This window comes from Sphingomonas flavida (assembly GCF_036663655.1).
GTDB lineage: Bacteria > Pseudomonadota > Alphaproteobacteria > Sphingomonadales > Sphingomonadaceae > Sphingomonas.
Genome location: NZ_JAXOJH010000005.1, coordinates 199,853 through 212,091 on the forward strand (window position 1 = coordinate 199,853; position 12,239 = coordinate 212,091).

Consider the following 12,239-nt stretch of genomic DNA (forward strand, 5'->3'; position numbering starts at 1 on the left):
GATCAAAGGAGCGTCGGCTGGACCGGCTTGCCCGCTTTGGGTTGGGACTGATCGGCCTTGGGCTCCCGCTTGGGCTTGTCATAGGTTTTGGGAGCGGGGCGCTCAACCCCGCCGCCGTCGATCGCGACATCGACCGTCCCGTCGCGGAAGCGCAGGGTCAGCGTATCCGCCGCCCGCGCCGCTTCCGCCGAGGACAGGGTCTCGCCGCCCGGCCGCGCGGTGATCCGGGCATAGCCGCGCTCCAGGATACGGTCGGGGTTGAGCGACTGGACCAGCCGCCAGGTCGAGGCCAGCCGATCGCGGCCGCGCTCCACCTGCCGCTCCAGGATCGCCGGGCGCAGCGCCGCTCCCGCGCGGTCCAGTCCGCCGCGCGCCAGCGTCACCCGCCGCTCCAGTCCCCGGTCCAGCCGCGCCCCCGCCTCGTCCGCGCGCTGGCGCTGCGGGCCCAGCAACTGGTCGCGCTTGGGCAGCAGCCGCGCCATCGCGTCCAGCCGCTCGCGCCCGCGCTCGACATAGCGCCGCGCGCAGCGTTCGGCGCGCTGGCCCTGCGCGGCGACGGTCAGGCGGATATCGGCGAGCACCGGCACCGCGATCTCCGCCGCCGCCGTGGGCGTGGGCGCACGCAGGTCTGCGGCATAGTCGCACAGCGTCGTGTCGGTCTCATGCCCCACCGCCGAGATGATCGGGATAGAGCAGTCGGCGACCGCGCGAACGACGATCTCCTCGTTGAACGACCAGAGATCCTCGATCGAGCCGCCGCCACGCGCGACGATCACCAGGTCTGGACGCGGCACCGGACCGCCGGGTTCGATCGCATCGAAGCCCCGGACCGCCGCGGCGATCTCCCTGGCCGAGCCTTCGCCCTGCACCTTGACCGGCCAGACGATGACATGGGTCGGACAGCGATCCTCCAGCCGGTGCAGGATGTCGCGAATGACCGCGCCGGTGGGCGAGGTGACGACACCGATCACCGGCGGCATGAAGGGCAGCGGCTTCTTGCGATCGCGGTCGAACAGCCCCTCGCCCGCCAGCTTGGCCTTCAGCTTCTCCAGCAGCGCCATCAGCGCGCCCGCACCGGCCAGCTCCATCCGCTCGACGACGATCTGGTATTTCGACCGGCCGGGGAAGGTGGTCAGGCGGCCGGTGGCGATCACCTCCACTCCGTCCTGCGGCTGGAAGGGCAGCGTGTTCGCCGCCCCCTTCCACATCACCGCGTCGATGACCGCATTCTCGTCCTTCAGGCTCATATAGACATGGCCCGAGGTCGCGCGCTTATACCCGGAAATCTCACCGCGCAGGCGGACATGGCCGAACTCGCCCTCCACCATCCGCTTCAGCTTCAAGCTGAGTTCGCCCACCGATAGCGCGAGCGCGTTGTCGCCGGCGATCTCCTCGGCTACCAGCCTCGAACTTTCGTCATAGGGATAAGGATCGGGCATGAACGTCCTGCTGCTGGGATCGGGTGGCCGCGAACACGCGCTGGCGTGGAAGCTGGCACAGTCGAACGGGTTAGATACGCTCTACGCCGCGCCCGGCAACCCCGGTATCGCGGCCCATGCGACCTGCGTAGGCTTGAACGCGACCGATCACGATGCCGTGGTGGCGTTCGTGAAGGATCACGCCATCGGCCTGGTCGTGGTCGGCCCCGAGGCGCCGCTGGTCGACGGCCTGGCCGATTCGCTGCGTGCGGAGGGGGTGCCGGTGTTCGGGCCCAGCAAGGCCGCCGCGCAAGTAGAGGGGTCGAAGGGCTTCACCAAGGACCTGTGCCGCCGCGCCGACATCCCGACCGCGGGCTATGTCCGCGTGAACACGCTGGCCGAGGCGCAAGCCGCGCTCGCGACGACCTTCGGCCTGCCGGTGGTGATCAAGGCCGATGGCCTGGCGGCGGGCAAGGGCGTGACCGTCGCCTTCACCAAGGCCGAGGCCGAGGGGGCGATCACCGACCTGTTCTCGGTCCCCGGCGCCGAAGTGGTGATCGAGGAATTTCTGGAGGGCGAGGAGGCCAGTCTCTTCGTCCTGACCGATGGGGAGGCGCTCCTCCCCTTCGGCTCGGCACAGGATCACAAGCGGGTCGGCGACGGCGATACCGGCCCGAACACAGGCGGCATGGGCGCGTACAGCCCCGCGCGCGTGCTGACCCCCGAGCTGGAGCGACAGGCGATCGACCGGATCGTGCGCCCCACCGTCGATACGCTTCGTGCCGAGGGAACGCCGTTTTCGGGCGTGCTTTACGCCGGGCTGATGCTGACCGAGCAGGGGCCCAAGCTGATCGAATATAATGCCCGCTTCGGCGATCCGGAGTGTCAGGTGCTGATGCTGCGTTTTCAGGGCGACCTGCTGGCGGTGATGCTGGCGGTGGCCGAGGGGCGGCTGGCCGAAATCCCTGCGCCTGCTTTCTCGGACGATCCCGCACTGACCGTCGTGATGGCGGCGGCGGGCTATCCCGGCACGCCCAGGGCGGGCGGCGGCATCGACGCGATCGACGCCGCCGAGGCGACCGGCGCGGTGGTGTTCCAGGCGGGCACGAAGATGGACGGCGAGCAGCTGGTCGCCAGCGGCGGCCGGGTGCTGGCCGTCACCGCCAGCGCGCCCACGGTGGGCGAGGCGCAGGCCGCCGCCTATCGCGCGGTCGATGCGATCCGCTTCCCCGATGGCTTCTGCCGCCGAGACATCGGCTGGCGCGAGGTTGCGCGCGAAGCGGGAACTCCGGCCTGATCCGATGATTGGGCTGGCGATCGGGGCCTTGGGACATGATAGGGTGAAGCGATGAACGACACGACAGCAGCACCGGCGACCAGCCTGATTCCCGATGGCGTGGCCGCGATCACGACCATCCATTTCGTCCTGCTCGCCATCGTCGCGCTGGCCGCGATCGCGGTGATCGTGATCGGCACGCGCCTGAAGCGCCGCCGCCGCCATGCCGCGCGCCGGGTGGAGGAGAATGCGCAGGAAGCCGGAATGGCGCTGCGCCAGCCCGACAGCAAGCCGATCAGCGAAGCCTCGCTGACCGAGCCCCAGAAGGCTCCGGCGTCGACGCCCGTCCCGACACCGACCCCCACGCCGGCTCCGAGTGCGCCGCCGCCTCCCCCGCCTCCGGCTCCGACGCCGGTGATGCCGTCGCCCACGGTGCCGGAAGAACCGGTCGTCACGGCCGAGCCGCTGAACGACGAACCGGTGGCCGCCGCCGCGCCGATGGCGGCAAGCCCGGCCGCCGAGGCCGCGCCCACCCCGGCCGAATCGGCACGTCCCGAGGATCAGCCGATCACCCTGCTCAAGGGCCTGGGCCCCAAGCTGACCCAGAAGCTGGCCGAACACGGCATCACCACGGTCGGCGACATGGCCGCGCTCAGCGAAGCGCAGGCCCAGTCGCTGGATGCGCAGCTCGGGGCGTTTTCGGGCCGCATGGCGCGCGACCGCTGGCTGGAACAGGCGCGGCTGCTGGCGGCGGGCGACCGTGCGGGGTTCGAGGCGGTGTTCGGCCGTCTCTGACGGAACGCCCCGCCGCCCCTGCCGGTTGAGACCGCATGACGAAACTCGATCCCCGGACCACCGCGCTCATTCTGATCGACCTGCAACAGGGCATCGTCCCCCATGCGGGCGGACCGCGATCGGGTGAGGCGGTGGTGGCGACCGCCAGGACCCTCGCCGCGCGCTTTCGCGAAGCGGGCGCGCCGGTCGTCCTGGTCCATGTCGGCTTCACGCCCGAAACGCTGCCCAGCCTCAACGCCGATCGCCCCAGCCTGCCGCCCGAAGGCACGCCGCCCGCGTTCAGCGAATTCGTCCCCGACCTGCGCCAGCCCGGCGACATCGTCGTCTTGAAGCATCATTGGGGTGCGTTCACCGGCACCGACCTGGACCTGCAACTGCGGCGACGTGGCGTGCGCACGGTGGTGATCGCGGGCATCTCGACCAATATGGGCGTCGAATCGACCGCCCGTTCGGCGTGGGAGCTATCCTACGACATCGTCATCGCCGAGGACGCCTGCGCCTCGCGGTCGAGCGAACTTCATACCTTCGCGGTAGAGCACATCTTCCCGCTGTTTTCGCGGGTGGTCGCGTCGGGGGATATCCAGCTGGCGGCGTGAGCGTCGGTCGAGGCGGCGGGTGCATCGGCCCGCCGCAAAGGCTTGCCGTCGAGGCCGCTTGTGGATCATAAGATGCCATGCTGATCGCCTTGGTGCTCACCGCCGCCGCGCCCGAATGCACCTATGACCGGGCCGCGATCCTGAAGCTGCCCCAGCAGGCGTTCGATCAGGATATGACGGGCGGCTGGCGGGCGCTGTCGATGAGAGGCTGCGAAGCCGAAGCCGCCGACCTGATCCGCGATTGGCGGGAGGCCAACACGCCGCAGCGTAATGCCACGATCCTATACTGGCATGAGGGCCAGTTGCGCGCCGACCTGGGCCAGAACGCCGCGGCGATCGCGCTGTTCGAACGATCGCGCAAAAGTGCCGAGGAGGATCACGGCATGGGCTGGAACCTCTATGTCGACGGCAGCATCGCGTTTCTCAAGCGCGACCGGGTCGCGTTCGACAGGGCGCATGCCGCGCTCGCCGCGCTGCCCAAGCCAGCCGGCTTCGACCCGCGCGGGCCCGACGGAAAACCGATCCCGATCCGCTGGCCGATGAACCTCAACGTGCTCGATGGCTTCGCGCGATGCTGGAACAAGTCCTACAAGGAAGCTTACGAGACGTGCACGACGCCGATCCGGGTGGTGAAGACGCGGCTGACCTGTCATTGGGGCGGGCGGATCAGCGCGGCGATCTTCCCGTCTCCCTGCGTTGCATAATAAGTCACTGGGGTTCGCCCTGCCTGAATCACATCGATCCGCTCGGAGATGAGGCCGCGGGGCGGCGGCGTGGACGTGTCTACCCCTGCGGCGGAGCGATCGAACGGACAACGGCGTGAGAGTGCTGCGTCCAATTCCCGCCCCTTATTCCTGTCAAGCGCCCACTCGATCCGCTTCATGGGGCTATAGGGCGCATCCTTCACCCAGATCTGGCTGCGCCCGACCGCGGTTCCGTGCCAAGTGCCATCACCCCCGCGGGCCAGGACGATGCTGTATTCCTCGGTCGAAAGATGCCCACCGCGACCGTGTAGCATGACCATCGTCCGCGCGTGCGGCATCGGTTCGCCCATTGCCTTGCGAAGGGCCTGATGGTCGGCGACGGCCGACGATGTGGGTGCCAAATTGTCCGAGGCAATCGGAATACAGGGCCGCGCGGCGGCACCGGTTTCGGCGATCGACAACATGGCGAGCAGCAGCGTGATCATCGCCGCAGATTGCTGCCATCATCGATGCCACACAAGGGCGCTTTCAACGTGACAGAGTCGATCGGCATATATTCCCTCTCCCCTGGACAGGCGCCCCTTGCCTTCGGAGCCGGGGTGAGGAGCTGAGTAAGCCCTTGGCGTAAGTATAGGAATCTGAGAACAGAAGGGCTGCGACACGTATAGCAGGCGTCCAGTCGGAGACGGCCCCTAAGCCTGGCTGACCAGCAGCTTGTCGATACGCCGCCCGTCGAGATCGACGACCTCGAACCGCCAGCCCTGCTCGACGAAGCTCTCGCCCTCGCCCGGCAGGTGGCGGAAGACCGCCAGTGCCAGACCCGCGACGGTCGCATAGTCGCGGTCGTCGGGCAGGTCGATGCCCAGCCGGTCGGCCAGCGCATCCGCCGCCATCGTACCCGCCACCAGCAGCGAGCCGTCGTCGCGCTCGACGACCGAGGGGGCTTCGCCCGGATCGGCATCCGACGCGAACTCGCCCGCGATCGCCGCGAGCAGGTCGGCCGGGGTCACGATCCCTTCGAAATGGCCGTATTCGTCATGGATCAGCGCCATCGGCACCTCGGCCTGGCGCAGCGCCAGCAGCACGTCCATCGCGTCGATCCGGTCGATCACCACGGGCGCCTTGCGCATCAGCTGCTTCAGGTCGAGCGGATCGCCCCGGAACAGCGCCATGGCGATGTCGCGCGCCTGGACCACGCCGACCACCGCGTCGATCGACCCCTCGCCCACCGGCAGGCGGGTGCGCGGACTTTCGAGCAGCTTGGCGCGAATCGCCTCGTCGCCCAGCGTGCAGTCGAGCCAGTCGATCTCGGTACGCGGCGTCATCACCTCGCGCACCGGCCGGTCGGCCAGCCGCACCACGCCCGAGATGATCGAGCGTTCATGCTCCTCGATCACGCCCGACTTGGACGCCTCGGCAACGATCAGGTGCAGTTCCTCGGCGGTCACCTGGTCTTCATTGTCGCGGTTCAGGCCCAGCAGCTTGAAGATCACGCCGCTGGTCGAATCGAGGATCCACACGATCGGCGCGGTGCCCACCGCCAGCCAGCGCATGGGGACGGCGACGAAGGCGGCGATCGGCTCGGGCTTGCGCAGCGCGAACTGCTTGGGGACGAGTTCGCCCAGGATCAACGACGCATAGGTGGTCAGCCCGATGACCAGCGCAAAGCCCAGCGTCGCGGCGGTCGCGGGCGCGATGCCCAGCGCCTCCAGCCGTGCGGCGGTCGGCGTGCCCAGGCTGGAGCCCGAATAGGCGCCCGCGATGATACCGGTCAGGGTGATGCCGATCTGGACGGTGGACAGGAACTTGCCGGGGTCGGCGGCCAGGGTCAGCGCGGCCTGCGCGCCTTTTCGTCCGCTACGCGCCATCGCGTCCAGACGGGCGCGCCTGGACGACACAATCGCCAGCTCGCTCATTGCGAATACCCCGTTCAACGCGACAAGCGCGAAGATGATGAGGACGTCGATCCACGGAAAGGGGGGCAGCGGTGCCATCGTTATAGGGTGCTCATAGCGGGGCGGGAGGGCCTTCGACAACTCCTGTCGTCATCTTCCGTTCAGTTCGGTTGCGGAACAAGGCCACGCGACACGGCGTTCCGGGGGACGAGACGCCGTGCAGAAATAACAAGGATCATGTTTATGCGACTGCCGCCCAAGTTTCTGACCGCCGCCGCGCTGTCCGCGCTCGTCGTCACCTCGGCCTGCACCACCGACCCGGAGACGGGCGAGCGCCGCCTGTCCAAGGCCGCGATCGGCGGCCTGGGCGGTGCGGTCGGTGGCTATCTGCTGGGTGATCTGGTCGGCGGTCGTCGCGACCGGACCGAGAAGATCCTGGGTGCAGGGATCGGCGGCCTCGCGGGTGCCGGCATCGGCGCCTATATGGACAAGCAGGAGCGTGACCTGCGCGCACGCACCGCGGGCACCGACGTGCAGGTGGTTCGCCAGGGCGACGACCTGTTGCTGAACCTGCCGTCGGGCATCACCTTCGCCTATAACTCGGCGCAGGTGCAGCCGCAGTTCCGCCAGACGCTGGATCAGGTCGCCGACATCCTGTCGCAGTATAAGCAGACCTATATCGACGTGTACGGCCACACCGATTCGACCGGCAGCGACGCCTATAACCAGCGCCTGTCCGAACAGCGCGCGACGTCGGTCGCCGACTATCTCGCCTCGCGCGGGGTGCAGCCCGCCCGCATCGGCACGCGCGGCTTCGGCAAGTCGCAGCCGATCGCGTCGAACGACACCGAGGAAGGCCGCGCCGCCAACCGCCGCGTCGAGATCAAGATCGTGCCGATTCGCGAGGGCGACCTGCGCTGATCGCTGACGCCTGACCGCAAAAAGGGGGCCGTGCGGGATGCCGCACGGCCCCCTTTCCTCATGACCCGCGCCATTTCATATTGGGCAGGACCGCCGCGAAGACCGGCTCCATGCAGGGGCGGACATCTTCGACCTTTTGCACCTTCGCCGCGCAGTCCAACATTCCCGCACAGATATAGTCGTCGAGTTGGGCATCGCCGCTGCGCCGCTTGAAGATGCATCGACGGATACCGTCCTGCGATCCGTCCTGGTCACGATCCGCAAGTCCTTCAGCCGTTGTCCGGTGACCACGATGTCGTCCGATGCGGGCGGCGGCGGCACCGCCTGCCCCGGCGTCGCGATGGCGAGCAGCAGCGCCAGCATCACCGCCCCAGCGTCCGCACCGGAATGATCGGCGTGACCGCACTGGATGAAGGTCCCTTCGCGTTGATGCTGTTCAGTATCGGGCTCGCCCTGCGACGCCTGGGCGGCAAGCGGCGCGAACCGCTGGCCGAAGCACTGCCCTGGCTGCGGCGCGCATCGCTGGCGGCGATGATCTGGGCGATCGGGCGGCCGCTGTCGGACAGTCTGACAGTCAGCCTTTTGTCGCCGGGCACCCCGGAGGGCCGCCAATGGGCGATCACCGTCGACATGCTCGACATCGGCACCGCGCTGATGCTGACCGTTGCCGCCTATGCCACGGTCTGGGCGCTGGAGGCGGGCCTCGAGGCGCAGCGCGATCTGGAGCGGTTCGTCTGATGCCGGTGATCGTTCAACTCGACGTCATGCTGGCCAGGCGCAAGATACGCTCGAAGGAACTGGCCGAGGCGATCGGCATCACCGAATCGAACCTGTCGCTGCTGAAATCGGGCAAGGTGAAGGGCGTTCGCTTCGCGACGCTGGCCGCCATCTGCCGCTATCTGGAATGCGAGCCGGGCGACCTGTTGTCCTATGAACTCTCGGACGACGACCTCAATCCCGACCCGGATTGAGCCACGCTATCCTGCCACAGCGCCAGGGGTTCGCCGCTGTAGACCCGAATGCGGTCGAACCCCTCCGCCAGCGACGGGCCCTCGAACTGCGCGGCGACCGACCGGATCGCGTCGGCGGGTACGACCTTGTCCGGTGATCGGCCTGCATTGCGCGCCAGGGCCGTGGCGAGCGGCGTGTCGATCCACACCGCCTCGATCGCCGCGCCGCCATCGCGGGCGATGGCGATGATTTTCGCCCGGTGACGAATACCGGGCAGGGCTGCGTCGAAATAGAGGACACCGGGCACCGGCGGTTGAGTCGCGATCCAGCTCGTCTTGCCCGCCCCCTGAATGCCGCAGACCAGGATGACGCGGGCGTCGCCCGCCATGTCCGTGATCGCCTGCGCCAGCGCGGCATAGCATTGCGCCCACGCCGCCGCATTGCGCTCGGGCGTCCAGATGCGCCCCTCCGGCGTCTCCAGCAGATCGTCCGGGTTGATCGTCCACATGCGATTCGTCATCGTTTGGCGGCGAAGAAATCGCGCAGCAGCGTCGACGCCTCGCCCTCCCCGATCCCGGCATAGATTTCGGGCCGGTGGTGGCAGGTGGGCTGCGAGAAGAAGCGCGGGCCATGCTCGACCGCCCCGCCCTTTCTGTCGCTCGCCCCGTAATAGAGCCGTGCGATGCGGGCATGAGCGATCGCGCCCGCGCACATCGCGCAGGGCTCGAGCGTGACCCAAAGGTCGCAATCTTCCAGCCGGTCGCGGCCCAGCAGGGCGGCGGCGGCGCGAATCGCCTGGATCTCGGCATGGGCGGTCGGATCGTGCAGGCGACGCGGGGCATTGGCCCCCGTCGCGACGATGACGCCGTCGCGCACGATCACCGCCCCCACCGGCACCTCGCCACCCGCCCCAGCATGGGCAGCGGCATCGAGCGCGGCGCGCATCGGGGCGGGAAGCGGAAACATCACCCCTCCCTGCCCCGCGTCGGTCGGCGGAGCAAGGGGAGCGAATCGCCCCGCTTACCGGGCGTTGTCGGCGGGCTTCTCGACCTTCACCGTCGGCACCTCGACCGTCTTCTGGGTGGTGCCGACCGAAACCTTGGGCCCCTCGGCACGGAAGGTCGGGGCCTGGACGACGGCGGGACGGGTCTGGTCGATGCTGATCCAACCCATGGCCATGGCCCCTGCGGCCAGAAGAAGGACGATGCCGATAAGGACAAGAAAGGCACGCATGGTTCTGGCTCCCAAGTGGTTCGTTGCCGTAACAACGCCACAACCAAGAGCCCGGTTGCACACCCTCGATTGGGGAATCGGTTGACGACGGCGCCAGGACGCGGTAATCGCGCGGCCTTTCCGGGCATTGCCTGAAACCAGGATAACGATCATGTCGCGCATTTGCGAGCTGACCGGCAAGGGCCGGCAGGTGGGCAACAATGTTTCCCACGCCAACAACAAGACCAAGCGTACGTTCCTGCCGAACCTGCAGAACGTGACGCTGATTTCCGATTCGCTGGAGAAGAGCGTGCGCCTGCGCGTCTCGACCCACGGCCTGCGTTCGGTCGAGCACAATGGCGGCCTGGACAACTGGCTGGTCAAGACCTCGGACGATCTGCTCTCGCTGCGCGTGCGTCGCCTGAAGCGCGACGTCGTCAAGAAGCTGGCCACCGCCAAGACCGAAGCCGCCGCCGCGTAATTCGCGACGGTCGGTTGACGGGTTGAAACCCGCCGCTCCCTGGAGCGGCGGGTTTTCGTCGTTGTGGATTAGCGTGGCTGCGGTGAGTGCGGGGCGCGGTTCGATTTCGCTCAGGCTAAGGCCACGCGGAAACCACCGCGAATCACCGCCCCACGGCGATGCGGTCCAGACGGAATTTCAGCAGATAGCTGCGCTCCAGGAACAGCTGGTTGTCGTCGGACACCAGCCACAGGATGGTCTGGCCCGCCTCCTGGGTCACCGCCACCCCTTCGAAATTGTCGTGGATCATCGGCCAGTCGAGCTCGGCGATCAGTCGCCCGCGCGCCACCCGCCTGGGGGAGACCTGATCGGCAGGCACGAGCATGATGCGATTCGAAAAGCGGAAGGGCAGCCGGAAACGCCGTTCGACGACGACCAGCGAGCCATCGGGCAGCGCGGCGACGTCGGCGACGTCGTGATCGGGCGACACATGATAGGCAAAGGCGCGCGCCCGCCCCTTCAGCGGATCGCCCGGAAAGATCAGCCCCTGGCGCGTGTTGCGCCGGATCGCCAACGGGACCTGCCAGGCTTTCCACGGGACGATCGCTTCCTCCGAAATCGTAACGAATCGGCCGTCGGGCAGGCGGGCGAGCGATTCGGGTCCGCCATTGCTGGGCCAGCCCTTCATCGCCTGGGGCGCGATATAGCCTTCCGCCCGGGCGAAGCCGGGGGCGTAGCGCCAGATCTGGTTGAAATTCTCGAACCCGACCCACAAACGCCCCGTCTGCGGATCGACGGCCAGCGACTCGCTGTCGCGATCGGACTTGAGCCAGCCGGTGCCGGGCCCGGCGGGCAGATCGCCGAAACGCAGGCCGTGTGGTTGCCAGTCGGCCCCCATTGCGAACTGGACGATGTTGCCGCCGTCGCTGAGCAGCGTGAAACGATCACCCTGCACCGCCAATGAGGAATAGCCGCCAAAGGCGCGTGCGCGGCTGCTGAGCGTCACCCCGCCCAGATAGGTCAGCGCACCGATCCGGCGATGGTTGGAATCGTTCGGGTCCAGTTGCACCGGCCGCACATCCATCTGCGCCCGCCCGTCGAACAGCGGCAAGCGATCACGCCCGGACCAGCCGGGCACCAGGGCCAGCATCAACAGGCAGGACAGGAGGACGCGCATGGCGCCTCATACGCGGTGCAGCGCAGCACGACAGCCCCAATCCCGAAGCAGGATGGTCCCTATGTCGCGTCCCCCGTCCCTGACGTCCGTGCCGGACAACGACAAAAGCCGAGGCGTCCTCGCCCCCGATCCTGCCGCCGCGAGGCGGTTGCTGGCCCGTGTGGTCGGCACGCGACTACTGGCTATCTAGACGGCCGCTTGCGCTTCGTCGTTCCGCCACAGCGCAAGCCCCGTGGCATCGTGGCGGTCTTCGAGGACCCGTGCGGCAATCACCGGGACCTGAGCCAACCCGCCACCTGAACGGCGGATAACCGCGACATTCAGGAAAGGCTCAACGCGAATCACCCAGAAGCAGGGCAACGACGACGGAGGGACCGTCGATCGACACGAGTTTCGGGAGTGAACCCATGATGAAGACCCTGACCCTGGCGGCGACCACCCTGGCGATGATCGGCGGCGCCGTGCTGCCCGCGACCGCCGCGGATGCGCACCGCTATCGCCGGGCCTATCATGCCGACCGGTACAACCGGGGCTATAGCGACGGCGCACGGGCGGAGTATCAGGCCAGCAAGTGCCGCCGTTCGGGCACCACCGGCACGATCGTCGGCGCGGTGGCGGGCGGCCTGTTGGGCCGGACCATCGACACCCAGGGCGATCGCACGCTGGGCACGCTGATCGGCGGCGGTGCCGGCGCCCTGGCGGGCCGCGCGATCGAGCGGTCGGGCCGTCCGGGCTATTGCCGCTAAAACAGTTCGGGCGGGCGGGGCCTGTATCCGCCCCACCCGCCCCCATATTTCTCGCGTAGCGTATCGAGAACGGAACGCCGATCTCCTT

The 12,239-nt window shown here is 68.2% G+C and carries 16 protein-coding genes; 9 read left to right on the top strand and 7 right to left on the bottom strand.

The genetic code is table 11. From position 1 onward, the window contains the following. Window positions 1-2: 2 nt before the first annotated feature. Window positions 3-1,439: an exodeoxyribonuclease VII large subunit gene (xseA, locus tag U1703_RS08195; RefSeq protein WP_332785297.1), complete on the bottom strand. Its 1,437-nt coding sequence runs from the start codon at window positions 1,437-1,439 to the stop codon at window positions 3-5. Here xseA and purD point away from each other — a divergent pair. From purD to U1703_RS08215, 4 genes are all read left to right on the top strand, one after another. Then, window positions 1,438-2,715, top strand: a complete 1,278-nt coding sequence (gene purD / locus U1703_RS08200; protein ID WP_332785298.1) for a phosphoribosylamine--glycine ligase — start codon at window positions 1,438-1,440, stop codon at window positions 2,713-2,715. The two genes, xseA and purD, sit on opposite strands and share 2 nt — an antisense overlap. Window positions 2,716-2,766: 51 nt before the next feature. Then, window positions 2,767-3,489, top strand: a complete 723-nt coding sequence (locus tag U1703_RS08205) for a helix-hairpin-helix domain-containing protein (RefSeq protein WP_332785299.1) — start codon at window positions 2,767-2,769, stop codon at window positions 3,487-3,489. A 35-nt stretch (window positions 3,490-3,524) separates the two neighbouring features. Next, the gene (locus U1703_RS08210; protein ID WP_332785300.1) at window positions 3,525-4,085 is read left to right on the top strand and encodes a hydrolase; all 561 of its coding nucleotides are present in this window, start codon (window positions 3,525-3,527) and stop codon (window positions 4,083-4,085) included. A gap of 77 nt (window positions 4,086-4,162) precedes the next feature. Next, on the top strand, window positions 4,163-4,789 hold the full coding sequence (locus U1703_RS08215; protein WP_332785301.1) for a hypothetical protein: 627 nt from the start codon (window positions 4,163-4,165) through the stop codon (window positions 4,787-4,789). On the opposite strand, the gene U1703_RS08220 is transcribed toward U1703_RS08215, so the two are convergent. Beyond that, complete coding sequence (locus tag U1703_RS08220) at window positions 4,735-5,274, bottom strand: hypothetical protein (protein WP_320451319.1); 540 nt, start codon at window positions 5,272-5,274, stop codon at window positions 4,735-4,737. The two genes, U1703_RS08215 and U1703_RS08220, sit on opposite strands and share 55 nt — an antisense overlap. Before the next feature lie 207 nt (window positions 5,275-5,481). Beyond that, window positions 5,482-6,783 carry a hemolysin family protein gene (locus U1703_RS08225; RefSeq protein WP_320451318.1) on the bottom strand — a complete coding sequence of 434 codons (1,302 nt, stop codon included), beginning with the start codon at window positions 6,781-6,783 and terminating at the stop codon, window positions 5,482-5,484. A gap of 144 nt (window positions 6,784-6,927) precedes the next feature. On the opposite strand from U1703_RS08225, the gene U1703_RS08230 reads away from it, so the two are divergent. The 3 genes from U1703_RS08230 (at window position 6,928) to U1703_RS08240 (ending at window position 8,576) form a co-directional block, all read left to right on the top strand. Beyond that, window positions 6,928-7,605 carry a YiaD family glycine zipper/OmpA-like lipoprotein gene (locus U1703_RS08230; protein ID WP_320451317.1) on the top strand — a complete coding sequence of 226 codons (678 nt, stop codon included), beginning with the start codon at window positions 6,928-6,930 and terminating at the stop codon, window positions 7,603-7,605. Between the two features lie 396 nt (window positions 7,606-8,001). Next, window positions 8,002-8,343, top strand: a complete 342-nt coding sequence (locus tag U1703_RS08235; protein WP_332785302.1) for a hypothetical protein — start codon at window positions 8,002-8,004, stop codon at window positions 8,341-8,343. Beyond that, window positions 8,343-8,576 (top strand): helix-turn-helix domain-containing protein, encoded by a 234-nt coding sequence (locus tag U1703_RS08240; protein WP_332785303.1) that lies wholly within the window; start codon window positions 8,343-8,345, stop codon window positions 8,574-8,576. Before U1703_RS08235 ends, U1703_RS08240 begins: the two co-directional genes overlap by 1 nt. Here the strand turns inward: U1703_RS08240 and U1703_RS08245 are convergent. The 3 genes from U1703_RS08245 to U1703_RS08255 all read right to left on the bottom strand — a co-directional run bounded on the left by U1703_RS08245 (window position 8,534) and on the right by U1703_RS08255 (window position 9,789). Continuing rightward, a complete protein-coding gene (locus tag U1703_RS08245) occupies window positions 8,534-9,076 on the bottom strand; it encodes an AAA family ATPase (RefSeq protein WP_332785304.1) in 543 nt (180 codons plus the stop codon). The two genes, U1703_RS08240 and U1703_RS08245, sit on opposite strands and share 43 nt — an antisense overlap. Next, on the bottom strand, window positions 9,073-9,501 hold the full coding sequence (locus U1703_RS08250; RefSeq protein ID WP_332785330.1) for a nucleoside deaminase: 429 nt from the start codon (window positions 9,499-9,501) through the stop codon (window positions 9,073-9,075). Before U1703_RS08250 ends, U1703_RS08245 begins: the two co-directional genes overlap by 4 nt. A 75-nt stretch (window positions 9,502-9,576) precedes the next feature. Next, the gene (locus U1703_RS08255) at window positions 9,577-9,789 is read right to left on the bottom strand and encodes a hypothetical protein (protein ID WP_332785305.1); all 213 of its coding nucleotides are present in this window, start codon (window positions 9,787-9,789) and stop codon (window positions 9,577-9,579) included. A gap of 151 nt (window positions 9,790-9,940) precedes the next feature. Here U1703_RS08255 and rpmB point away from each other — a divergent pair, with 151 nt between their 5' ends. Next, on the top strand, window positions 9,941-10,249 hold the full coding sequence (gene rpmB, locus U1703_RS08260) for a 50S ribosomal protein L28 (RefSeq protein WP_320451312.1): 309 nt from the start codon (window positions 9,941-9,943) through the stop codon (window positions 10,247-10,249). Between the two features lie 142 nt (window positions 10,250-10,391). On the opposite strand, the gene U1703_RS08265 is transcribed toward rpmB, so the two are convergent. Next, entirely contained in the window at window positions 10,392-11,405 is a 1,014-nt protein-coding gene (locus U1703_RS08265) for an esterase-like activity of phytase family protein (RefSeq protein ID WP_332785306.1), read from the bottom strand. A gap of 407 nt (window positions 11,406-11,812) precedes the next feature. Here U1703_RS08265 and U1703_RS08270 point away from each other — a divergent pair, with 407 nt between their 5' ends. After that, window positions 11,813-12,151 carry a glycine zipper 2TM domain-containing protein gene (locus tag U1703_RS08270; protein WP_320451310.1) on the top strand — a complete coding sequence of 113 codons (339 nt, stop codon included), beginning with the start codon at window positions 11,813-11,815 and terminating at the stop codon, window positions 12,149-12,151. Window positions 12,152-12,239 lie beyond the last annotated feature (88 nt).

What these genes read in the sequence shown, in the direction of transcription:
- xseA (WP_332785297.1), bottom strand. Translation starts at nt 1,439, where the DNA reads ATGCCCGATCCTTATCCCTATGACGAAAGTTCGAGGCTGGTAGCCGAG.
- U1703_RS08245 (WP_332785304.1), bottom strand. Translation starts at nt 9,076, where the DNA reads ATGACGAATCGCATGTGGACGATCAACCCGGACGATCTGCTGGAGACG.
- U1703_RS08230 (WP_320451317.1), top strand. Translation starts at nt 6,928, where the DNA reads ATGCGACTGCCGCCCAAGTTTCTGACCGCCGCCGCGCTGTCCGCGCTC.
- U1703_RS08205 (WP_332785299.1), top strand. Translation starts at nt 2,767, where the DNA reads ATGAACGACACGACAGCAGCACCGGCGACCAGCCTGATTCCCGATGGC.
- U1703_RS08265 (WP_332785306.1), bottom strand. Translation starts at nt 11,405, where the DNA reads ATGCGCGTCCTCCTGTCCTGCCTGTTGATGCTGGCCCTGGTGCCCGGC.
- U1703_RS08250 (WP_332785330.1), bottom strand. Translation starts at nt 9,501, where the DNA reads ATGCGCGCCGCGCTCGATGCCGCTGCCCATGCTGGGGCGGGTGGCGAG.
- U1703_RS08225 (WP_320451318.1), bottom strand. Translation starts at nt 6,783, where the DNA reads ATGGCACCGCTGCCCCCCTTTCCGTGGATCGACGTCCTCATCATCTTC.
- purD (WP_332785298.1), top strand. Translation starts at nt 1,438, where the DNA reads ATGAACGTCCTGCTGCTGGGATCGGGTGGCCGCGAACACGCGCTGGCG.
- U1703_RS08215 (WP_332785301.1), top strand. Translation starts at nt 4,163, where the DNA reads ATGCTGATCGCCTTGGTGCTCACCGCCGCCGCGCCCGAATGCACCTAT.
- U1703_RS08255 (WP_332785305.1), bottom strand. Translation starts at nt 9,789, where the DNA reads ATGCGTGCCTTTCTTGTCCTTATCGGCATCGTCCTTCTTCTGGCCGCA.
- U1703_RS08240 (WP_332785303.1), top strand. Translation starts at nt 8,343, where the DNA reads ATGCCGGTGATCGTTCAACTCGACGTCATGCTGGCCAGGCGCAAGATA.
- U1703_RS08210 (WP_332785300.1), top strand. Translation starts at nt 3,525, where the DNA reads ATGACGAAACTCGATCCCCGGACCACCGCGCTCATTCTGATCGACCTG.
- U1703_RS08270 (WP_320451310.1), top strand. Translation starts at nt 11,813, where the DNA reads ATGATGAAGACCCTGACCCTGGCGGCGACCACCCTGGCGATGATCGGC.
- rpmB (WP_320451312.1), top strand. Translation starts at nt 9,941, where the DNA reads ATGTCGCGCATTTGCGAGCTGACCGGCAAGGGCCGGCAGGTGGGCAAC.
- U1703_RS08220 (WP_320451319.1), bottom strand. Translation starts at nt 5,274, where the DNA reads ATGATCACGCTGCTGCTCGCCATGTTGTCGATCGCCGAAACCGGTGCC.